This window comes from uncultured Reyranella sp. (assembly GCF_945957355.1).
GTDB lineage: Bacteria > Pseudomonadota > Alphaproteobacteria > Reyranellales > Reyranellaceae > Reyranella.
On the sequence record NZ_CAMFKM010000006.1, the window covers coordinates 280,881 to 299,881 of the forward strand.

20 protein-coding genes are annotated in these 19,001 nt (G+C 66.2%); 4 read left to right on the forward strand and 16 right to left on the reverse strand.

Features of this window, described 5'->3' with window-relative positions; genetic code table 11:
- Window positions 1-46: 46 nt before the first annotated feature.
- From Q0Q48_RS12815 to Q0Q48_RS12825, 3 genes are read right to left on the reverse strand one after another with little or no spacing between them, the layout of a single operon-like run.
- Complete coding sequence (locus Q0Q48_RS12815) at window positions 47-715, reverse strand: ChrR family anti-sigma-E factor (RefSeq protein ID WP_295138117.1); 669 nt, start codon at window positions 713-715, stop codon at window positions 47-49.
- Window positions 712-1,269, reverse strand: coding sequence for a sigma-70 family RNA polymerase sigma factor (locus Q0Q48_RS12820; RefSeq protein ID WP_295138119.1), 558 nt, complete (start codon window positions 1,267-1,269; stop codon window positions 712-714). Before Q0Q48_RS12820 ends, Q0Q48_RS12815 begins: the two co-directional genes overlap by 4 nt.
- 12 nt (window positions 1,270-1,281) lie before the next feature.
- The gene (locus Q0Q48_RS12825; RefSeq protein ID WP_295138121.1) at window positions 1,282-2,676 is read right to left on the reverse strand and encodes a M20 family metallopeptidase; all 1,395 of its coding nucleotides are present in this window, start codon (window positions 2,674-2,676) and stop codon (window positions 1,282-1,284) included.
- A 54-nt stretch (window positions 2,677-2,730) separates the two neighbouring features.
- On the opposite strand from Q0Q48_RS12825, the gene Q0Q48_RS12830 reads away from it, so the two are divergent.
- Complete coding sequence (locus Q0Q48_RS12830; RefSeq protein WP_295138122.1) at window positions 2,731-3,876, forward strand: iron-containing alcohol dehydrogenase; 1,146 nt, start codon at window positions 2,731-2,733, stop codon at window positions 3,874-3,876.
- Window positions 3,877-4,018: 142 nt separating this feature from the next.
- On the opposite strand, the gene Q0Q48_RS12835 is transcribed toward Q0Q48_RS12830, so the two are convergent.
- The 4 genes from Q0Q48_RS12835 to Q0Q48_RS12850 are packed head-to-tail and all read right to left on the reverse strand — an operon-like array spanning window position 4,019 to window position 8,426.
- Window positions 4,019-4,867 (reverse strand): alpha/beta hydrolase, encoded by an 849-nt coding sequence (locus Q0Q48_RS12835; RefSeq protein ID WP_295138124.1) that lies wholly within the window; start codon window positions 4,865-4,867, stop codon window positions 4,019-4,021.
- A 56-nt stretch (window positions 4,868-4,923) separates the two neighbouring features.
- Window positions 4,924-5,898: an agmatinase gene (gene speB, locus Q0Q48_RS12840; protein ID WP_295138126.1), complete on the reverse strand. Its 975-nt coding sequence runs from the start codon at window positions 5,896-5,898 to the stop codon at window positions 4,924-4,926.
- Between the two features lie 17 nt (window positions 5,899-5,915).
- Entirely contained in the window at window positions 5,916-7,253 is a 1,338-nt protein-coding gene (locus Q0Q48_RS12845) for an aminotransferase class III-fold pyridoxal phosphate-dependent enzyme (RefSeq protein ID WP_295138128.1), read from the reverse strand.
- 30 nt (window positions 7,254-7,283) lie between these two features.
- Window positions 7,284-8,426, reverse strand: a complete 1,143-nt coding sequence (locus tag Q0Q48_RS12850) for an FAD-binding oxidoreductase (RefSeq protein WP_295138130.1) — start codon at window positions 8,424-8,426, stop codon at window positions 7,284-7,286.
- A 26-nt stretch (window positions 8,427-8,452) separates the two neighbouring features.
- On the opposite strand from Q0Q48_RS12850, the gene Q0Q48_RS12855 reads away from it, so the two are divergent.
- On the forward strand, window positions 8,453-8,641 hold the full coding sequence (locus Q0Q48_RS12855) for a hypothetical protein (protein WP_295138133.1): 189 nt from the start codon (window positions 8,453-8,455) through the stop codon (window positions 8,639-8,641).
- 2 nt (window positions 8,642-8,643) lie between these two features.
- On the opposite strand, the gene prpF is transcribed toward Q0Q48_RS12855, so the two are convergent.
- From prpF to Q0Q48_RS12880, 5 genes are all read right to left on the reverse strand, one after another.
- Complete coding sequence (prpF, locus tag Q0Q48_RS12860) at window positions 8,644-9,813, reverse strand: 2-methylaconitate cis-trans isomerase PrpF (protein ID WP_295138135.1); 1,170 nt, start codon at window positions 9,811-9,813, stop codon at window positions 8,644-8,646.
- A gap of 20 nt (window positions 9,814-9,833) precedes the next feature.
- Entirely contained in the window at window positions 9,834-11,471 is a 1,638-nt protein-coding gene (locus Q0Q48_RS12865) for a putative 2-aminoethylphosphonate ABC transporter permease subunit (protein WP_295138276.1), read from the reverse strand.
- Between the two features lie 64 nt (window positions 11,472-11,535).
- Window positions 11,536-12,603, reverse strand: a complete 1,068-nt coding sequence (locus Q0Q48_RS12870) for a putative 2-aminoethylphosphonate ABC transporter ATP-binding protein (protein ID WP_295138137.1) — start codon at window positions 12,601-12,603, stop codon at window positions 11,536-11,538.
- A gap of 88 nt (window positions 12,604-12,691) precedes the next feature.
- On the reverse strand, window positions 12,692-13,738 hold the full coding sequence (locus Q0Q48_RS12875; RefSeq protein WP_295138139.1) for a putative 2-aminoethylphosphonate ABC transporter substrate-binding protein: 1,047 nt from the start codon (window positions 13,736-13,738) through the stop codon (window positions 12,692-12,694).
- A 103-nt stretch (window positions 13,739-13,841) separates the two neighbouring features.
- Entirely contained in the window at window positions 13,842-14,312 is a 471-nt protein-coding gene (locus tag Q0Q48_RS12880; protein WP_295138141.1) for a MarR family transcriptional regulator, read from the reverse strand.
- A gap of 49 nt (window positions 14,313-14,361) precedes the next feature.
- Between Q0Q48_RS12880 and Q0Q48_RS12885 the strand changes: the two genes are divergently transcribed.
- On the forward strand, window positions 14,362-14,820 hold the full coding sequence (locus tag Q0Q48_RS12885) for an ester cyclase (protein ID WP_295138143.1): 459 nt from the start codon (window positions 14,362-14,364) through the stop codon (window positions 14,818-14,820).
- Here the strand turns inward: Q0Q48_RS12885 and Q0Q48_RS12890 are convergent.
- Window positions 14,817-15,632 (reverse strand): isocitrate lyase/phosphoenolpyruvate mutase family protein, encoded by an 816-nt coding sequence (locus tag Q0Q48_RS12890; protein ID WP_295138145.1) that lies wholly within the window; start codon window positions 15,630-15,632, stop codon window positions 14,817-14,819. The genes Q0Q48_RS12885 and Q0Q48_RS12890 overlap by 4 nt on opposite strands.
- A gap of 33 nt (window positions 15,633-15,665) precedes the next feature.
- On the opposite strand from Q0Q48_RS12890, the gene Q0Q48_RS12895 reads away from it, so the two are divergent.
- Window positions 15,666-16,445 carry a hydratase gene (locus tag Q0Q48_RS12895; protein WP_295138147.1) on the forward strand — a complete coding sequence of 260 codons (780 nt, stop codon included), beginning with the start codon at window positions 15,666-15,668 and terminating at the stop codon, window positions 16,443-16,445.
- A gap of 63 nt (window positions 16,446-16,508) precedes the next feature.
- Here Q0Q48_RS12895 and Q0Q48_RS12900 read toward each other — a convergent pair whose 3' ends face one another.
- The 3 genes from Q0Q48_RS12900 to Q0Q48_RS12910 all read right to left on the reverse strand — a co-directional run bounded on the left by Q0Q48_RS12900 (window position 16,509) and on the right by Q0Q48_RS12910 (window position 18,936).
- Complete coding sequence (locus tag Q0Q48_RS12900; RefSeq protein ID WP_295138149.1) at window positions 16,509-16,979, reverse strand: hypothetical protein; 471 nt, start codon at window positions 16,977-16,979, stop codon at window positions 16,509-16,511.
- 36 nt (window positions 16,980-17,015) lie between these two features.
- On the reverse strand, window positions 17,016-18,500 hold the full coding sequence (locus tag Q0Q48_RS12905) for an NAD(P)/FAD-dependent oxidoreductase (RefSeq protein ID WP_295138151.1): 1,485 nt from the start codon (window positions 18,498-18,500) through the stop codon (window positions 17,016-17,018).
- A gap of 64 nt (window positions 18,501-18,564) precedes the next feature.
- Window positions 18,565-18,936: a RidA family protein gene (locus tag Q0Q48_RS12910; RefSeq protein WP_295138153.1), complete on the reverse strand. Its 372-nt coding sequence runs from the start codon at window positions 18,934-18,936 to the stop codon at window positions 18,565-18,567.
- Window positions 18,937-19,001: the final 65 nt, after the last annotated feature.

Genomic DNA, 19,001 nt, shown 5'->3' on the forward strand with positions numbered 1-19,001 from the left:
CTGAAGGCAAGCCCCTGCGCGGTCAACGTTGCTCCGTTGGGCCGCTTCAGATCCAGCCGCGACTGACCAGCGGATTGAGCCAGCGCCCCCAAGGACCCGTCAGCACGATGGGATTCTCGACGACGATCAGCGCGATACAGGCCTCGCCCGGATCGGCGATCGGCTCGTGCCGCTGGTCGCCCGGCCCGACCGCGAAATCGCCGACGCCGTAATTGCCGGTCTCATCGGTATATCCGCCCTGCAGCACGACCGTGTACTCGTAGCCGGCATGCTTGTGCTCCGGCAGGCCCCGCCCCGATTCCAGGCGCAGCAGCGAGACGCGATGAAAGTCGCCGGGCAGATCGAGGCGGATTTCGTCGAACTTTCCCATCACCCGGCGCCAGTGCATCCCGGGCCGCAGATGCGGCACCAGGGGCGCCGGCGCCCATTCGAAGGCGCCGTGCCGTCGATCCGCGGCCGAAGACCGCGGTTCCACGGGCAGGTCGTCCAGCCGGGCGAGCGCTCGCTCCAGTGCCGCCGCGTCGTTCTCACCGCCGAACGCCGGGACCGGTTCGCGCTCGATGAGCGCCCCTCCCACGGCATTCAGCCTGTCGACGATGCGCTGCGACTGCGGATCCAGCGCGACATGAAGGGCCACGGCCAGGGCCGGCCCGTCCGGCAAGGTACCCGCGGCATAATCCAGCAGAAGTTCATCGGGCGCCGGATGGCGGCTCATGACTCGTCTCTCTCCAGGGCTTCCCGCAGGCGCGCCAGCGCCAGACGGATGCGCGACTTCACCGTGCCCAGGGGCAACTTCAGCTCCTCGGCGATGACCGTGTGAGTCTTGTCCTCGAAGAATGCCTTCTCGATCACCACCAGCTGATCGGCCGACAGCCCTCCGAGCAACTCCTTCACACGAGTATACGTCTGCCCTGCGAGAACGGATTTGTCGGCGTCGTCGTCTTCCGGTGCAAAAACCGTGAGCCAGTCGTCGGTATCGATCGCCGGCCGGTTATTGCGCCGCAGATGGTCGATCCGCTTGTTGCGGGCGATGGTGTAGAGCCAGGTGGACGCCGAGGCTTTCGTCCGGTCGAAGCTGGCAGCCTTGCGCCAGACCATGATCAGCGCTTCCTGCGCCACTTCCTGCGCAACTTCCGGATCCGCACCACCACGCATGATGAAAGCCTTCACGCGGGGTGCGAAATATTGGAACAGGCGCGCGAAAGCCGCGCGATCCTGGCGGGTCGCGATGGCTTCGATCAGGTCTGCGGCCTCGTCGGCTGAAAGCATCGGGCCCGGAGCCTAGACCGGCCGCCCCTGAGCGCCCAAGTCCCAGAACAGGCCGGTCATCAGCCGCAGTCCTTCCCGGGCGACGGGCGCCAGCAGGTGCTCGTCCGGCGCATGCTGCGAGCAGGCGGCATAGGAATGCGGTACCCAGACCGTAGGCAGGCCGAGAACGTCCGTGAACACCTCGTTGGGCAGCGAGCCGCCCAGGTTGGGCAGCATGTTGGGCTTCTGCCCTGCTGTCCTCTCGATTGAGCTCGACGCGAACTTCGCCCAGGGATTCTCCGGATCGAGACGGGTCGCGTTCATGATCACATCGCGCGCCTGCTCGATCTCGATCATGCCGAAACCATGCTTGTCGAGATGCCGGCGCAGCGCCGGGATGATGTCATGCGGATCGGTGCCGACGACGAAGCGCAGTTGGCAATAGGCGACGGCGCTGGGAGGGATCGCATTGACCGGGCGGTCGGGGTTGCCAGTCTTGAAGGCAAGGACCTCGAAGCTGTTCCAGCCGAACACGCGCTCGACCGGCGTCAGCGACTTCTCGCCCCAATCCTCATTGATCTCGGGAGCGCCCTCGCCCGCATCGACATGGGCGTCGGCGAGCGCCGCCCGGATCGAATTGGTCAGCGTCCTGGGCCGCCACTCGGGGACTTTGATCTGACCGCGCTCGTCGGTGATGGTGGCCAGCGCATGGGCCATGATGATGCCGGGATTGGCCAGCAGCCCGCCCCAGTTCCCCGAATGGTGGCCGCCCTCGCGCATCGTGAGCTTGAGGTTGAAGTTCAGCGTGCCGCGCGTGCCGCCGAAGATGGTCGGCCGGCGATGGTCGAGGCGTGGCCCGTCCGAACCGATCAGGGCGTCGGCCTTGAGCGCCTCCTTGTTCGCCTTGCAGAAATCGCCGAGGCCGGGCGAGCCGGTCTCCTCGCCGGTCTCGATCAGGATCGTCGAATTGAAGCCCAGCGTCCCGCGCTCCTGCATGACGCAGGCGAGCGCGGCGATGTTGATCGTGTGCTGGCCCTTGTTGTCGGCCGTACCGCGGCCATACATCTTGTCGCCCTCGATCACGATCTTCCACGGCGACAGGCCCGAGCGCCACTGCTCCTCCTGGCCACGGATCACGTCGCCATGGCCATAGGTCAGCACGGTCGGCTTGGCGGGATCCTCGACCCGGCGGGCGATCAGGAAGGGACCGTACTCGCTGCGCGGGTTGGGCAGCACGGTGCACTCGTAGCCGAGCTTCTGCAGCGAGTCGGTCATCTCGCCGGAGACGTATTGCTGCAGGGCAGGCATAGAGCCCTGCTCCTGGCTGGTCGTGGGGATGGCGACCCGCCGCTGCAGCTCCTCTAGGAAGCCTCCTTCGTCGAAATATTTCTCTGCGCGGGCGATCGCGCCATCCCGGGTGCCGGTCATGCTTTTCCTTGCCTGGTTTCGCCGCCACGATAGCAAAATTACAGGGGGATGAGCATGACCGCTTCAGGCCGTGTGGTTTTCAGCAAAATGGAAGAAGTCGTGTTCGGCCGGCCCGCCGCCGAGGCGCTGGCGGAACTGGTCGAGCGGCAGGGCGCGAACCGCGTCTTCCTGATGGTGAGCGGCACCCTGAACCGCGAGACCGACGAGATCGAGAAGCTGCGCCGGGCCCTGGGCAACAAATGCATCGGCACCTTCGACAGGATGCCGGCGCATTCGCCGCGCAGCGCCGTGGTCGCGGCGGCCGAGCAGGCCCGCGCGGCTGGTGCCGACCTGATCGTCACCCTGGGCGGTGGCTCGATCACCGATGCCGCCAAGGCCGTCCAGCTCTGCCTGTCGAACGACGTTCGCACGCCCGAGGACATGGACCAGATCCGCGGCCAGGTGGAGGTGAAGCCGCCGACCGTGCGGCAGATCTCGATCCCGACCACCCTCTCGGCCGGTGAGTTCTCCGCCATCGCGGGCGTCACCAACGAGGCCACCAAGGTGAAGGAGATGTTCCGCCATCCGCTCACCATCCCGCAGGCCGTGATCCTCGATCCCGAGGTGACGCGTCACACCCCGATGTGGCTCCTGCTCTCGACCGGCATCCGCGCCGTCGATCACTGCGTCGAAGGCGTCTGCTCCAACGAATCGACCGAGTTCAGTAACGCCTCCTCCCTGCACGGCCTGTCGCTGCTGGCCCGCGGCCTCCCCAGGGTGAAGGCCGATCCCTCCGACAGGGCGGCACGGCTCGACTGCCAAACCGGCGCCTGGCTCTCCATGACCGGCATCGCCGCCGGCGTGCCGATGGGCGCCAGCCACGGCATCGGCTACGTGCTGGGCGCCGTGTTCGACGTGCCGCACGGCCACACCTCCTGCATCATGCTGCCGTGGGTGATGCGCTGGAACAAACCCGCCAACGCCGACCGCCAGGCCCTGATCGCCAACGCAATGGGCCATCCCGGCGAGGATGCGGGCGACGTGCTCGACCGCTTCATCCGCGGCCTCGACATGCCGCGCCACCTGTCGGACGTGAAGATCGGCCGCGAACATTTCGACCGCATCGCCCAGCAGGCCATGGGCACCCCCTGGGTGCCGCGCAACCCGCGCCCGATCCCGACCCCCGCCGAGGTGAAGGAGATCCTGGAACTGGCCGCCTAAGCGCAGACCCCCTGCAGGTTCGAGAATCGCTCGCCGGGGGTGCGGCGTTGCCTTCGTTTGTTTCGAATATTTCGTCTATTTCGGTTATGCGGTTCGACGATGCAGGCGAGGCGCAGGTTCGGAACGCATATACGACTGCGAGTCAGTCCCATTTGCGGTCGAGGAAGCGCTTCACATCATCGGTGAACTGCTGCGGTGCCTGGAGCATCGAGAAGTGGCTCACCTCGGGCTGCAGGAGCAGCCCCGCCTGGGGAATCGCCCCCGCCATGAACTCGGTGTTCTCGCGCTTGATCGCCTCGTCGTGGTCGGCGTCGACGATCCAGGTATGGACCTTGATGGCGGAGAGATCGGCTGCCGTCCAGTTGGGCTGCGTCGCCCACATGGTGCTGATCTCCTCGACGAATTTCGTGTACTCGCGCGGCGTGGCCGAGAGCGCTTCGTATTCCTTCTGGCCGCGGGCAATGAACGCCATGAACACAGGGCTCTTGTTCACGTCCTTGACGCCGCCCGGGTCGGAATTTGCGGCGAAGGCGAAGAGGCGCGACACACGCTGGGGATGGGACATCGCCATACTGAGGCCGATGATGGCGCCGTCGCTCCAGCCCACCACCGCAGCCTGCGGCACGCCGAGATAGTCCATCAACCCCAACACGTCCGAGGCCATCAGCGCATAGCCGTAGGGCTTGGCGTCCCGCGTGCTGCGGCCGTGGCCGCGGCTGTCCATGACGATCACCCGGTGGGTCTTCGCCAATTCGGGAACCTGGTGCCCCCAGTAGTTCGAGTTGGCGAGCCCGCCGTGCAGCAGGATCACCGGCGGCCCGCTTCCGAAGGTCGCGTACCAGATCGAGACGCCGTTGACCGGCGCGTGACCGCTGCTCACCGCAGGCGGCAACGTAGGCGTAGGCGGCAGGGTCAGCCAGCGCGGCACCGGCTGCGCCGAGGCAGACGAGGCGACGAAAGCGATGAGGAGGCTGAAGAGAAAGGCGCGCATGGCGGCAGGATAGCGCCGACACCCGGACAGGCGCCATCCCTGGCAGGTGCGAGGGGTCAGACCCGCCCCTTCCGCTTCGCCACCGATTCCGCGAGCAGGCAGAGGATCTCCCACATCATCGTCACGCCGACGAGCGCGGTATTGCCGCTCATGTCGAAGGGCGGCGAGACCTCGACGACGTCGCCGCCGACCAGGTCGAGGCCCCGCAGGCCGCGCAGCATGCGCTGCGCCTCATGCGGGGTGTAGCCGCCGATCTCGGGCGTGCCGGTACCCGGCGCGTACGCCGGATCGAGGCCGTCGACGTCGAAGCTCACATAGGTCGGGCCAGTACCGACGACGCGGCGCGCCTCTGCGACCACCTTTTCGACGCCGAGGTCGAAATACTCCTCGATGGTGATGACCCGCATGCCCTGGTCGACGGCCCACTGGTTGTCGTCGGCCTTGTAGAGCGAACCGCGGATGCCGATCTGGACCACCCGCCTGGGGTCCAGCAGCCCCTCCTCCACGGCGCGGCGGAAGGGCGTGCCGTGCGTGTACTTGAAGCCGCCGAAATAGGTGTCCCAGGTGTCGCTATGGGCGTCGAAATGGACCATGCCGAGCGGCGGCAGGCCTTTGCGAATGCCGCGCATGATCGGCAGGGTGATCAAGTGGTCGCCGCCGGCCGACAGGGGCACCACGCCGGCGGCATGAAGCCTGGCGTAGTGCTTTTCGATGCGGTCGAGTGAATCGTCGACGCTGGCCGGATTGACCGGCGCGTCGCCGAGATCGCCGCACTTCGCCAGTTCATAAGGCGCCACCCGCGTAACGTGATGGATGCGCCGCATCATGGTCGAGAGGTCGCGCATCTGGCGCGGACCGTGCCGTGCGCCGGGACGGTTGGTCGTGCCGCCGTCCCACGGCACGCCCACCATGCCGATCTCGACCTCCGCCGGGTCGCGGAACAGCGGCAGGCGCATGAAGGTTGCGACGTCGCCGAAACGCGGCACCACGGTGCCGGCGACCGGCTGGGGGAACTCCTGGTTGCTGATCATTTCCCCAGTGTAAGCCGTTACGACGGCTGCAAAAGGGCCTTTCGTGCCGCAACGAACTCCTCGACGGCCGCCACGAAACGGTCACCCTCGGCATCTCCGATCATGACGTTCAGCGCCACGAAGCCGCGCCGGGCGATCCAGATGCCGGCTGCCACCATGTCGAAGAAGAACAGCTCCTTGGCGTCCTGGTTGCTTGACGCGAGATCTGCCGCGCTCTTTATCGGCCGCGTCGTGGCATGCGCCGTCATCATCGAGCCGATGCCAGAGAACTGAAACTCGACACCCGCTGATCGGCAGATCGCGTTCAACCGCTCGCGAATCTTGTCGCCGCGGTCATTCAGCACCTTGGCCGCCTCGGGGGTGTAGACCTCGCCATAACCCGCGACGCCCGCGGCCATCGTGAGCACGTTGTTGTTGAACGTGCCGGCATGCGGCAGCGAATCGGGCTTGGTCGGATCGAACAGCTCCATGATGTCGCGCCGGCCACCGAAGGCGCCGAACGACATGCCGCCGCCGATATACTTGCCGAGCGTCGTCATGTCCGGAATCACACCAGTCTTCTCCTGCAGGCCGCCGGGCGACAGGCGCGAAGTCATGACCTCGTCGAAGATCATGGTGATGCCGCGCGCCTTGGTCTCGCTGCGGACCATCTGCAGGAAGTCGAGATTGCCGGGCAGGCAGCCGCCACTGCCCTGCATCGGCTCGAGCAGAACGGCGAACAGCTCCTCACCATGCTTGGCGAGGAGCGCACGGGTGCCTTCGACGTCGTTGTACGGCGCCACGACATATTCGTAGGGCATGTTCACCGGCGAACCGCCGCTCACGAAGTAGAGCACGCCGCCGTGATAGCCACCGTGGAACACCATCACCTTCGTGGCCTTGGTGCGGCCCTTACGCTGGGCAAAGACGCGCGCACCGGCCAGCGCCATCACGTTGCCCTCGGTGCCGGAGTTGGTGAAGCGCACCAGGTCGATCGACGGGATGCGATCGACCACGAGCTTGGCGAGCTTACCTTCGCTCTCGTTGCGGCCGGCGAAGTTCCAGCCATGGTCGAGCGCCTTGTCGATCGCCTTACGGATCACCGGATGGGAATGGCCGTAGATGCCGGCGGTATATTCGCCCAGCACGTCGATGTATTCGTGGCCGTCGGCGTCCCACAGCCGGCAGCCCTCGCCGCGCACGACAGTGAGCGGGAACGGCGCATTGTGCAGGGTGGTGCGGGTGTTGCCGCCCGGCATGGCCACGCAGGCATCCTGGTGGCGGGCGAAGCTCTTGGGATTGCGGTCGACATAGGCCTGCTTGGCCTCGGCCAGGGCAGATTGCAGATCCGAATTCACCAGCGCTTGATCGGGCACGTCCACTCTCCTCGCGTGAGGCAGGGAGTATCACACGACGTTCAGCTCGCGGATAGGCCGGCCTGATTCAATGCGGTCATAACCAAAAGTATTGAGATCGAGCGTCCGGTAATCCCCGTGCACGATCAGTTCGGCGACGGCGCGCCCGACCGCCGGGGATTGCTGGATGCCGTGGCCGGAGAAGCCGGTGGCAAAGATCAGGTTCTCGATCCTGGGGTGGCGCCCGACGATGCCATTCTGGTCGAACGTATTGTACTCGTAGTAGCCCGCCCAGGAATTCACCACCTTGGCCGCCTCGAAGGCCGGCACGCGTGCCGCCAGGGTGGGCCAGACCATCTCGTCCCATTCCGCGTGCTGCACCTCGAGCGGCGCGCCCGGCGCATCGTTGCCCTCGGCCGGTGTTGTGCCGGCGATGTAGAAGCGGCCCTCCGGCCGGAACCAGGCGCCCGACGGATCGATGGTGAGCGGCGTCACGCCCGGCGCCTCGCGGACGTCGAAGACGAAGACCGAGCGGCGGCGCGGCTCCACCGGCAGCACGATGCCCGACCGTCCCGCCACCTCGCCCGACCAGGGGCCTGCCGCCAGCACGACGGTGCGCGCCTCCAGCCGCCCCCCCTCCTTCAGATCCACGCCGCCCGCATCGAACGAAACCACCTCGTCGGCGATGTAGGTCGCGCCGAGATCGCGCGCCGTGCGCCGGAAGCCCTGCATCAGCGAAGGTCCGTCGAACCAGCCTTCGTTGGCCGTTCCGTGCGATGCCAGCGCAAGTCCATCGGCCGCTATCCACGGGAAGCGCGCCTTCAGCGCCACGGGATCGAGCAACTCGACCGAGCATCCCTCGCCCCTCTGCACCGCATGATTGGCGCGCAGGACGGCTTCGCCGGCATGGCTCGCGAGGAAGAGATATCCCGGCTCCTTGAGCCCGAGATCGACGCCCAGCAGCTCCTGCGCGCGCCGCAGGAAGCCGATCCCGAAGCGCGACAGATGGATATTGAGCGGCGTCGAGAATTGCTGACGGATCGAACTCGCCGACAGCGCCGACGATGCCCGCGTATAGGCCGGATCGCGCTCGACCACCGTCACCGTTCCCGAGAAAGCCGGATCGGACTTCAGATGGTAAGCGACGGACGCCCCCATCGCCCCGCCCCCGATCACCACGACATCTGACCTCATCGCCCGCCTGACCTATGCTGATACGCGTGACAGCGCTTTATACCGCCATCCTCTACTTCGGCAGCTTTCTCGTGATCGGCTGGGTCGGCAAACTCGTCCTCACCCGATGGATGAGGCGGCACGGCGCAACGCTGTCCGAGGTCAACAACCAGTTCGGCGGGAGCGCCGGAAAAGGCCGCCGCTTCCTGTTGGGCTTCTGGCGGAACGAGAGCTGACTCTAGTCGCCCGGCACTCGCACCCAGCCTTCCATAAGGCGGCGCGCTGACCGGCTCATCATGACCTTGCTGACGGTCCATTGACCGCTCGCCTCGCGGGCTTCGGCGCCGACGCTGAGGGTGCCGGAGGGATGGCCGAAGCGGATGCGACCGTCGGCGCCGGCAGGCGCCACGCGGCTCACGATCGTGCCGGGAATCGCAGCCGCGGCGGCGATCGCGACGGCGCCGGTCCCGGTCATGGCGTGGTGCAGCACGCCCATGGAGAAGATGCGGGCCAGCAGGTCGATGGCACCTGCTTCGATGCGCTTGCCGTCCGCAGCGGTGTAGGCGGCGGGCTTTGCGACGAAAGCGAGCTTGGGCGTGTGTGGACGCTTGTCCGTAGCCTCCTGCTGTGTGGCGACGAGGCCCATCGCGACGGCGCCGAGCGCGCGCACGGCCTCGACCCGCTTCAGCAGGTCCTTGTCACCGTTGATGTCGCCCTGCAGCTCCGTCCCCTTGAGCCCGAGGCTCGCGGCATCGACGAAGATCGTCGGGTTGCCGGCATTGATCAGCGTCGCCTCGAGCCTGCCGAAACCGGGCACCTCCAGCAGGTCGATGCGGTTACCGGTCGGGAACATGGCGCCGCCGCCCGCGCCGTCGCCGCCCTCCTCGTCGGCGGCGGGATCGAGGAATTCGACCTTCACCTCGGCCGCGGGGAAGGCCACGCCGTCCAGCTCGAAGTCACCCAGCTCCAGCACCTCGCCGCCCTGCATGGGCACGTGGTTCACGATCACTTTCCCGATATTGGCCTGCCAGATCCGCACCGTCGCGATGCCGTCGGCCGGCCCCTCGACCAGCCCCATGCCCAGCGCGCAGGCGCCGACAGCGGCGCTGAGGTTGCCGCAATTGCCCGACCAGTCGATGACCGGCGCATCGATCGCCACCTGGCCGAAGCGATAGTCGACATCGCAGTCGTCACGCTCGGATTTCGACAGGATCACGACCTTGCTGGTGCTCGACGTTGCACCGCCCATCCCGTCCGTGTGCTTGCCGTAGCGGTCCGGGCTGCCGATCACCCGCAGCAAGAGCCTGTCTCGCGCCGCCGGATCGGCGGGCAGGTCGTGGGCCTGGAAGAACACACCCTTGCTGGTGCCGCCGCGCATGTAGACGGCAGGAATTCGAAGCTGCCTCATCGCGCGATGTTCGCGCGAAATCAGCGTCGCCGCCAGACCTGCAGCCGGGCGAAGAGGAAGCGGTCGGCGACGAGGTGGGCGGCCTTGACCGCGGCCGAGGTCAGCACGATCACGACGCAGAGAGCCGCTGCGGCGGCGGTCGTCCCGGCTTCCTCGATGTTCACGGCGGCCACCGACGCGAGCTTGGTGTCGGGCGCGTAGAGGAAGATCACCGACGACACGGTCGTCATCGCGTTGACGAACAGGTAGATCGCGATGTCGAGGATGGCCGGCAGGCAGATCGGCGCGGTCACCCGCACGAAGGTCCGCCAGACCGGCACCTTTAGCGAGGCCGAAACCGCCTCGAACTCCGGATCGATCTGCTTCAGCGCCGTCGTCGCGGTGAGGTGCCCCACCGTGTAGAAGTGCGCCACCGTGTTCAGCACCAGGATGCCCATGGTGGCGTAGAGGAAGTTGAGCGGATTGTGCGGCGCATTGAAGAAGAAGATGTAGCCGAGGCCCAGGACGAGGCCGGGCACCGCCATCGGCAGGAAGGCCAGGAACTGCACGACGCCGCGCATCGCCCCGAAGCCGCGCGTCTTCTCGTTCAGCCAGGCGCCGGTGAACATCAGCACCGTGCCGAAGACCGCCGCGCCCACCGCCATGCGCACCGAGTTCCAGTATGAATCCCAGCCGTTGGCGTCGAACTTGGCGAAGTCGTAATTGTCCAGGGTAAGGCTGAGATTGTACGGCCAGTACTTGATCAGCGAGCCCCAGATCGCCATGCCGAGGATGGCGAGGATGGCCGCCGATACGAACAGGCAGAACAGCGTGAAGAAGAGGTCGCGCGCGAACCTGGGCCGCGGCACCAGCGGCACCGCGCGCGCCGTCAGCAGCGCCACCTGCTTCCTCTGCACCAGCCGGTCGACCAGGAAGGCGAGCGCTGCCGGTGCCAGCAGCACCATGCCGACGACCGCCCCCATCGAGAAATCCTGCTGGCCGATCACCTTCTTGTAGACGTCCGTGGCCAGCACGTTGAAGTTGCCGCCGATCACCTTGGCGATGCCGAAATCGGTGATCACCAGCGTGAACACGACCAGCGCGGCGCTGATCAGGCCATACTTCGCGCCGGGCAGGGTCACGGTGAAGAAGATGCGGCGCTTCGAGGTGCCCAGCACGTCGGCCGCCTCGTAGAGGCGGGCGTCGGCGGTGGCGAGCGCGGTCGTCAGGATCAGCGTCGCATGCGGGAAGCAGTAGAAGACCTGGGCGATGACGATGCCGTCGATGCCGTAGATCGAGCCGCCGCCCAGCAGCGCCTTGAAGAAACCCTGCGTGCCGAACAGGTAGATCAGCGCGAGCCCCGGCAGCAGCGACGGCGCGAAGATCGGGATCAGCGAGATGCCCTGGAACAGCCAGCGCATCGGCAGCACCGTGCGCGTCAGTGCATAGGCATAGAGGAAGGCCAGCGGCACGACGATCACGGTGGTGATCGACGCGACCTGCAGGCTGTTGAGCGCCGACTGGAACAGCGCCGGCGTCGAGAAATACGAGACGTAGTTGGCGAGGCCGATGAACTTGCCGTCGCGGTCCTCGAAGCCCTTGGCCAGCAAGGACCACAGGGGCAGGCCCAGCATGACCAGGAGCACTCCGGCCAGCACGACGACGCCGGCCCGCATCATCAGGTCGTCGCGCGACAGGCCGGGCTTCACAGCCGGGGCGGCCACACTCACGAGTGAGCTCCCCTCACGCGAAGACCCTGAGCCGGTCGGGCGGCAGGGCGATATCGAGCTTCGTGCCGATGTCGACGCCGAGATCCCGGATCAGGTTGCTGGAAAAATCGGCCGTCACGGCGACGTCGGAGGCCGCCCGCGCCTTCAGGGTCGCGCGGCAGAACGCCCCCACGAAATCCAGCTCCGCCACCTCGACCGGCACGCGATTGGCGATGCCGGCCGGCAGGTCGCGCACGCGCACGTCCTCGGGCCGGATGCAGAGGCTGACCTTCTGGCCGGGCGCCAGCCCGTCCTGGACCGGACAGACGAAATCGACGCCGGCGACCCGCACCCTGTCCGGCGCCATCAGGGTCCCGGCGAGGAAGTTCATCGAGCCCACGAAGTCGGCCACGAAAGCCGTCGCCGGCCGACGATAGATCTCCTGCGGCGTGCCCACCTGCTCGATGGCGCCGTGGTTCATGACCACGATGCGATCGGCCATGGTCAGCGCCTCTTCCTGGTCGTGCGTCACCATGATGGTCGTGACGCCGAGCGTCCGCTGCAGCGCCTTGATCTCGTGGCGGAGCCTCAGCCGCACCCGCGCATCGAGCGCCGACAGCGGCTCGTCGAGCAGCAGCAGTCCCGGCGAGGTCGCGAGCGCGCGGGCCAGTGCAACGCGCTGCTGCTGGCCGCCCGAGAGCTGGGCGGGATATTTCGGGCCGGCATCGGGCAGGCCGACCAGCGCCAGTAACTCTGCGACGCGCTTGGCGATCGCTGCCCTGTTCTGACGACGGTTCACCAGCCCGTAGCCAACATTGTCGGTGACCGTGAGGTTGGGGAACAGCGCGTAGGACTGGAAGACGATGCCGAAGTCGCGCTGCGCTGGCGGCAACGCCGACACGTCCCGCCCCTTCTGGTGGATCGTGCCGGAGGTCTGCGGATCGAGCCCGGCAATGGCCCGCAAGAGGGTGGTCTTTCCGCAGCCCGAGGGGCCGAGGAAGCAGACGAACTCGCCTTCGACGACGTCGAGCGAGACGTCGCCGAGAGCCGAGAAGTCACCGAACCGCTTGGAGAGGTTGCGGACCTCTAGGTAGTTAGCCATGGCAACCACTGTCATCCTGAGCGAAGCGAAGGATCCTTACGACTTACGGAAGATCCCTCGCGATGCTCGGGATGACACGCTTCGCGTATCACTTGGCCTTCGGAGCGGACTTGCCGTCGTAGCGCTTCGTCCACTCCGCCAGGATGCGGTCGCGGTTCTTGGCCATCCACTCGACGTCGTTCTTCACCATCACCTTCTCGAGGTTCGGCGGATAGTTCGGCGGGGTGATGGCGACGCCCGGATAGGCGACGATCGGATAGGTCTTGGCATAGAGCTCGTTGGCCTTCTTGGTCGCGGCCCAGTCGGCGAGCTTCTTGGCGGCTTCGAGGTTCTTGGTGCCCTTGACGATCGCGGTGACCTCGAGCTCCCAGCCCAGGCCCTCCTTGGGGATCACCAGCTCGAGCGGCGCGCCCTTGGTCTTCTCCGAGGCGCCGCGGGTGTCGAGGCCGATGCCGATCAGGCGCTCGCCCTTGGCGGCCTGGACGCAGGGCGCCGAGCCCGAGTGGATGTACTGCGCGATGTTCTGATGGAGCGCGTCCATGTACTTCCAGCCCGCTTCCTCGCCCATGATCTGCAGCCAGGCCGCGATGGTGAGGTAGCCGGTGCCCGACGAGGCCGGGTTCGGCATCACGATCGAGTCCTTGTACACAGGCTTGATCAGGTCGGCCCAGCTCGTCGGAACCGGCTTGTTGCCCTTCTTGCCTTCGGCTGTGTTGAAGCAGACCAGCGAGAGGTAGGCGTCCATGCCGACCCAGGTCTGGGGCGACTTGCCACTCAGGAACATCGGGTTGAGCGCGGTGGCGCCGGCCGGCGTGTAGGGCTCGAGCATGCCCATCGAGGCCATCAGGCCGACGTTGGACGCGGCGAGGCCCCAGATGATGTCGGCGCGGGGATTGTCCTTCTCGGCCATCAGCTTCGCCGCGACGACGCCGGTCGAATCGCGCACCCAGGCGATCTCGATGGTGGGATTGTCGGCCTCGAAAGCCTTCTTGAACGGGTCGAGCTGGTCGTTCTCCAGCGCCGTATAGACGGTGAGCCTGGTCTTCTGGGCGAAGGCCGGCGACGCCAGGCCGAACATGGCAAGTGCGGCGGCGCCCGCCAAGGTGGCGCGCCTGAAGATGGTCCGATCGATCATTTCCTAGTCCCCCTAGTCTTCATCCCCAGTCGAACGCCTGCAGCTACAGGCCGTTCATGACCCTTATGTTACACTTCCTGCGAATGGGTGCACGTGGGCTTACTCAGCCTTCCCCAGACAGTTTATTGCCGACCGCGGCAAGCCATCGCCGGACGACCGGCTCCTCCTCCCGATCCAGCAGTTCCCGGAGGCGTTCCTCGACCTCCATGACCCGGCCCCGGCACCGTTTCAGAAGCGCCGCGCCCTGGTCCGTCGCATGGAGCCGCAGGATGCGGCCATGCACGGCATCGGCCGACTTGGCCACCAGCTCGGCCCTGACCAGGTTGCGGACGATCACGTTGATCGTCTGCGGCGTCAGGAACGTAAGCCTAGCAAGCTCCGCGCCAGAGATACCGGGATAGTTCACCACCATGGTCAGCACCGCGAACTGAGGCGGCGTGACGTCGAGATCGGCCAGCGCCTTCTCCATGGCCCCGCGCACCGCCGCATGGGCCTGCCGCATCAGATAGCCAAGATGGCCTTCCGCCCCTCGCTTGCCTTCGCCCGGACCCGGGATCGCACCCTTGCGATTCATATCAGCACTCTTATATATTATAAGTACACGAATATTATTGGAGGCGCTCTTGAACCGGACACTCGCCGATCTCGCCCACCGCCATCTGGTGGCAGAGAACCAGCAAGACCTCACCGCGACCCTGGCCACCCTTCATCCGGAATGCCGCTTCGACGATTTCGCGACCGGTCAGACTTGGCATGGTCACGAAGGCGCCGCCGCCCATTACCGGCAATGGTGGACCACCTTCGATGTCGAGGTAAAGCGCGAGCCGGGCCAGGTCTCGGCCTGGACCGCCGACGATGTCTGCATGGCCGAGGCGACCTGGCATGGACGGCACATCGGACGCTTCCTCGGCATCGAGCCGACCGGCCGCACAATCGTTCAGCCTTTCGTCGTTGTCCTCGGATTCCGGGACGGTCTCATGGTGAGCGAACGATTTCACTACGATCTCAACGCACTCCTGCGCCAGATTGGCGGCCCCGCCCTGCCTGCCCTCGACGAGTTGCCTTACCGGCGCGCGGCCTAGGTGGCGAACACCTTCTTGAGCTCACTGGTCGGCATCGTGTCGCGCATCCATTGGAAGTTGCCGGCCTTCATGTCTTTCGCCCCCTTCATGAAGGCCGCCAGGGCAAGACGGGACAATGCACCGCCGACGCTGATGCGCTTCACGCCGGTCGCCGCGATCTGCTCCGCCGTGAGGTCGGGATCGCCCGCACTCATCACGACGTTCAGCGGCTTCTTCAATTCCGACGCCACGGTCCGCATCGTCGAAAGGTCGTGGAGGCCCGGCGCATAGAGCACGTCGGCGCCGGCCTTCTCGAAGGCCTGCAGGCGGCGGATCGTATCGTCGAGATCCTTAACGCCGCGGATCAGGTTCTCGGCCCGGGCAGTGAAGGTGAAGGGCACGTCGAGCGAGCGCGCCATCTCCGCGCCGGCGGCCACGCGCTCCACCGCATGATTGAAGTCGTAGATCCGGTCGCCGCTCCAATCCTCGATGGAGCCGCCGACGATGCCGACCGCAGCGGCGTCGCGCAGGATGGTCGCAGCCACCTTTGGGTCGTCGGCATAGCCGTTCTCGAGATCGGCATTCACCGGCAGGTCTGTCGCGCTCGCGATCACGCGGCAATTCTCCAGCAGTTCTTCCCGGCTCACCGCATTGTCGCCGTCGACAAGGCCCAGCGCGTTCGACATGCCGAGGCTGGTCGTGGCCAGCGCCTCGAAGCCCAGCGACTGCAACAGCTTGGCGGTACCGGCATCCCACGGATTGGGCAACAGGATGAGGCCCGGCCGCTCGTGCAGCTCGCGAAACTCCCGTCCCTTGTCCGCCTGCGTGCGCATCTCGACTCCTCCGCTTTCTGCTAAGGAACACCCATGGACCAGACAGCGCAACGGGAACTCGCCCGCCTCCTCGCCTCCCTGCGCCGCGAGCAGCGCAGCCAGAGCGGACTTGCTTCGCATCTCGTGCCTCCGGACACGGCGACGGCCTATCGGATCGCCGGCATGGTCAGCGAGGAGCTGGGCTGGCCGGTGCTCGGCTGGAAGATCGCGGCGATGAAGGAAGAGATGCAGCAGGCCCTGCGAACCGACTCGCCGATCTACGGCCGCGTCTACTTCGTGAAGGAAACACCGCACAGCGCCGTGCATGCAGCGCTTGCAAGCCCCATCCCCGAGGTCGAGTACCAGGCGAAGCTCGGCCACGATCTGCCGCCGCGCGACAAGCCCTACACGGTCGAGGAAGTAACCGACGCCGTGGCCTCGCTGCATCCCGGACTGGAACTGGCGGAGTGCCGCTTCATCCACGACGCGTCGTTCCCGCCGCTGCCCGCCATCCTGGCCGACGGTGCTGGCTCGGGCACGATCGTCTACGGCCCCGCCATCGCGGGCTGGCGGACCCGCGACATCGCGGGACAGGAAGCCACCCTCTCCTCCGATGGCCGCGTGCGCCGCAAAGGGACGGCGGCCGCCGCGCTCGACCATCCCATGGTGCCGCTCACCTGGCTCGCCAACGAACTGTCCCGCACCGGCGTCGGCATGAAGGAAGGCCAGATGGTCAGCACCGGCACCCTCACCGGCATGCTCGCGCCCAAATCAGGGGAGACCTATGTGGCCGATTTCGGCCCGTTCGGCTCGGTTACGGTCGCAATCACCTGAAGATGCCCGACAACCGCTTTCTGATCTTTTGGTGAGGGATCCTCGGCCATCCACCCGGAAGGCCTAGTGTAGTCGGGGCGGCCACGGCCATCGGTAGACGTCCTTCTTGACCACCCGCCCCTCTGCGAAACAAAGGAGCAGGACGTCCTTATGCCGGTCGATATAGCGGTCATACAGTTCGCAGGTACGGATCGGGTGCCCCAATGCTGACGTCACCTGTTCTGCCGAGAGGCCTAAGGGCAGCTCAGGCAAATCCATCTTTATATGGTCTGCCTTCTTACCGGACCCGCCTGCCCCACTGACGGTTCGCCCATTCTCGAAGTCGACGTATAGTTCGTAATCTGTACGATCAAATACCCATCGCGAGACATTGCGTGCGCCGATTTCGCTCTCGCTCATGGCTTTCCGTGCATCCGCCTCCGTGTCGCCAGCTTGTATTTTGTCGAATGCGTCCAAAGGTTCGGCGCCAAGGCTCGCGGTGCCGATGGCCGCGGCACTCGCCGCCAGGACGAACTCGAATCGCCACCTTCTCATGCGATCACCGCTGACGCCGATCGCCGTGACAAGAGATCAACGCGAGAACACCATCGCCTTGTCACGCAGCGAGCCGTGCCGGAGCGTCAACAGGTCGAGCACGTAGTTCTGGTAGAGCTTCCACGGCCGCTTGCTGCCCTGCTTGGGCTGGTGTGGTAGCGCGCGCTGGATGTAGCCGGACGAGAAGTTGACCCACGGCTCCTCGGTGAGGGTCGGATCGCTGTTGTGCGGCGTCGCCTGCCTGAAGCCCTTGCGGTCCATGTAGTTCAGCAGGCGGCAGACATACTCGCAGACCAGATCGGCCTTCAGGGTCCACGAGGCGTTGGTGTAGCCGAAGACCGAGGCGAGGTTCGGCACGTCGGAATACATCATGCCCTTGTAGATCATGGTGTCGGAAGGCTTCACCGGCCTGCCGTCGACCACCAGCTTCGCGCCGCCCAGCGGCTGCACCACCAGGCCGGTCGCCGTGACCACCACGTCGGCTTCGAGCTCGGCGCCCGACTTCAGCTTGATGCCCTTCTCGGTGAAGGTCTCGATCGTGTCGGTCACGACCGACGCCTTCTTCTTGCGGATGGCGCGGAAGAGATCGGCGTCGGGCACCAGGCAGAGCCGCTGGTCCCAGGGATTGTATTTCGGCGTGAAGTGCGTGGCGACGTCGTAGTCCGGCCCCAGCATCTGGCGGACGCCGCCCAGGATCAGGCTCTTCACCTTCTCCGGCTTGCGCTTGCACATCTGGTAGAAATACATGCCCATCAGCACGTTCTTCCAGCGTGTCGCCATATAGGCGAGCTTGAGCGGCAGCCGACGCCGCATCTTGTTGGCGAACGGGTCTTGCGCCGGGCGCGCCACGACGTAGGTCGGCGAGCGCTGCAGCATGGTCACGTGACCGGCGGTCTCGGCCATCGACGGCACGACCGTGACCGCCGTGGCGCCGCTGCCGATCACCACGACCTTCTTGCCGGCATAGTCGAGGTCCTGCGGCCAGTGCTGCGGATGCACGACCCGGCCCTTGAAGTCGGCGATACCGGGGAACTCCGGCAGGTAGCCGGCCTCGTAGCGATAGTAGCCGCTGCACATCCACAGGAAGTTGCAGGAAATGAACACGCGTTCCGGCCCGCGCTCGATCTCGACCGTCCATCTGGCGTCCGGCGTCGACCAGGAGGCGCCAACGACGCGATGGCCGTAGCGAATGTGGCGATCGATACCGTGATCGCTCGCAACCTCGCGGATGTAGCTCAGGATCGACGGCCCGTCGGCAATCGCCTTGGCATCCTTCCATGGCCGGAAACGATAGCCCAGCGTGTACATGTCGGAGTCCGAGCGGACACCAGGATAGCGGAACAGGTCCCAGGTACCGCCGCTGGCGGCGCGCCCTTCGAGGATCGCATAGCTCTTGCCCGGACAGTTCTTCTGCAGATGCCAGGCGGCGCCGATGCCCGAAAGCCCGGCCCCGACGATCAGCACGTCGAAATGTTCAGTTGCTGTGCGGCTCTGCGGCTCGGGCGCGACGATTGTATCCATGCAGACTTCATCGCGGAAACGCATGGGGCTGGCAACTCGCCTTTGCCGATCGCCCCAGCCGCCCCTACAGCGCCGCGGTGATGATGATCTCGATCAGGTCGCCTTCGGGCATGACCGACTGGACGAAGGAGCGGACCGGGCCGTGGTTGGCCGGCATCCAGGTGGCCCAGGCCTCGTCGAAGGCCGGCTTGTTGTCGTGGTCGGTCACGACGATCTCGGCCTTCACGATGCGCGTCCGGTCGAGGCCCGCATCCTTCAGGTAGCCGTCGATCACGCCCAGCGCACCCAGCGTCTGCACGCGGATGTCCTGCGTGCGGTCCGGCGACGTCGCCACGCCCCACAAAAAGCCGCCCCCACCGGGCAGCCGGTAGACGGCGACCGAGGATTTGGCCGGCACCCGTGGATTGGGCGCGCGCGTGATGTCGCTGCTGCTCATGTTTCAAACATCCCCAAGAACCGTCGCCACTATGCGCCCGGCTCCATCGCCGACCAATGAATTCG

Bases quoted from the DNA above. Each gene is read 5' to 3' on its own strand.
- Q0Q48_RS12815 (WP_295138117.1), bottom strand. From the start codon at position 715: ATGAGCCGCCATCCGGCGCCCGATGAACTTCTGCTGGATTATGCCGCG.
- Q0Q48_RS12820 (WP_295138119.1), bottom strand. From the start codon at position 1,269: ATGCTTTCAGCCGACGAGGCCGCAGACCTGATCGAAGCCATCGCGACC.
- Q0Q48_RS12825 (WP_295138121.1), bottom strand. From the start codon at position 2,676: ATGACCGGCACCCGGGATGGCGCGATCGCCCGCGCAGAGAAATATTTC.
- Q0Q48_RS12830 (WP_295138122.1), top strand. From the start codon at position 2,731: ATGACCGCTTCAGGCCGTGTGGTTTTCAGCAAAATGGAAGAAGTCGTG.
- Q0Q48_RS12835 (WP_295138124.1), bottom strand. From the start codon at position 4,867: ATGCGCGCCTTTCTCTTCAGCCTCCTCATCGCTTTCGTCGCCTCGTCT.
- speB (WP_295138126.1), bottom strand. From the start codon at position 5,898: ATGATCAGCAACCAGGAGTTCCCCCAGCCGGTCGCCGGCACCGTGGTG.
- Q0Q48_RS12850 (WP_295138130.1), bottom strand. From the start codon at position 8,426: ATGAGGTCAGATGTCGTGGTGATCGGGGGCGGGGCGATGGGGGCGTCC.
- prpF (WP_295138135.1), bottom strand. From the start codon at position 9,813: ATGAGGCAGCTTCGAATTCCTGCCGTCTACATGCGCGGCGGCACCAGC.
- Q0Q48_RS12865 (WP_295138276.1), bottom strand. From the start codon at position 11,471: ATGATGCGGGCCGGCGTCGTCGTGCTGGCCGGAGTGCTCCTGGTCATG.
- Q0Q48_RS12870 (WP_295138137.1), bottom strand. From the start codon at position 12,603: ATGGCTAACTACCTAGAGGTCCGCAACCTCTCCAAGCGGTTCGGTGAC.
- Q0Q48_RS12875 (WP_295138139.1), bottom strand. From the start codon at position 13,738: ATGATCGATCGGACCATCTTCAGGCGCGCCACCTTGGCGGGCGCCGCC.
- Q0Q48_RS12880 (WP_295138141.1), bottom strand. From the start codon at position 14,312: ATGAATCGCAAGGGTGCGATCCCGGGTCCGGGCGAAGGCAAGCGAGGG.
- Q0Q48_RS12890 (WP_295138145.1), bottom strand. From the start codon at position 15,632: ATGCGCACGCAGGCGGACAAGGGACGGGAGTTTCGCGAGCTGCACGAG.
- Q0Q48_RS12895 (WP_295138147.1), top strand. From the start codon at position 15,666: ATGGACCAGACAGCGCAACGGGAACTCGCCCGCCTCCTCGCCTCCCTG.
- Q0Q48_RS12900 (WP_295138149.1), bottom strand. From the start codon at position 16,979: ATGAGAAGGTGGCGATTCGAGTTCGTCCTGGCGGCGAGTGCCGCGGCC.
- Q0Q48_RS12905 (WP_295138151.1), bottom strand. From the start codon at position 18,500: ATGGATACAATCGTCGCGCCCGAGCCGCAGAGCCGCACAGCAACTGAA.
- Q0Q48_RS12910 (WP_295138153.1), bottom strand. From the start codon at position 18,936: ATGAGCAGCAGCGACATCACGCGCGCGCCCAATCCACGGGTGCCGGCC.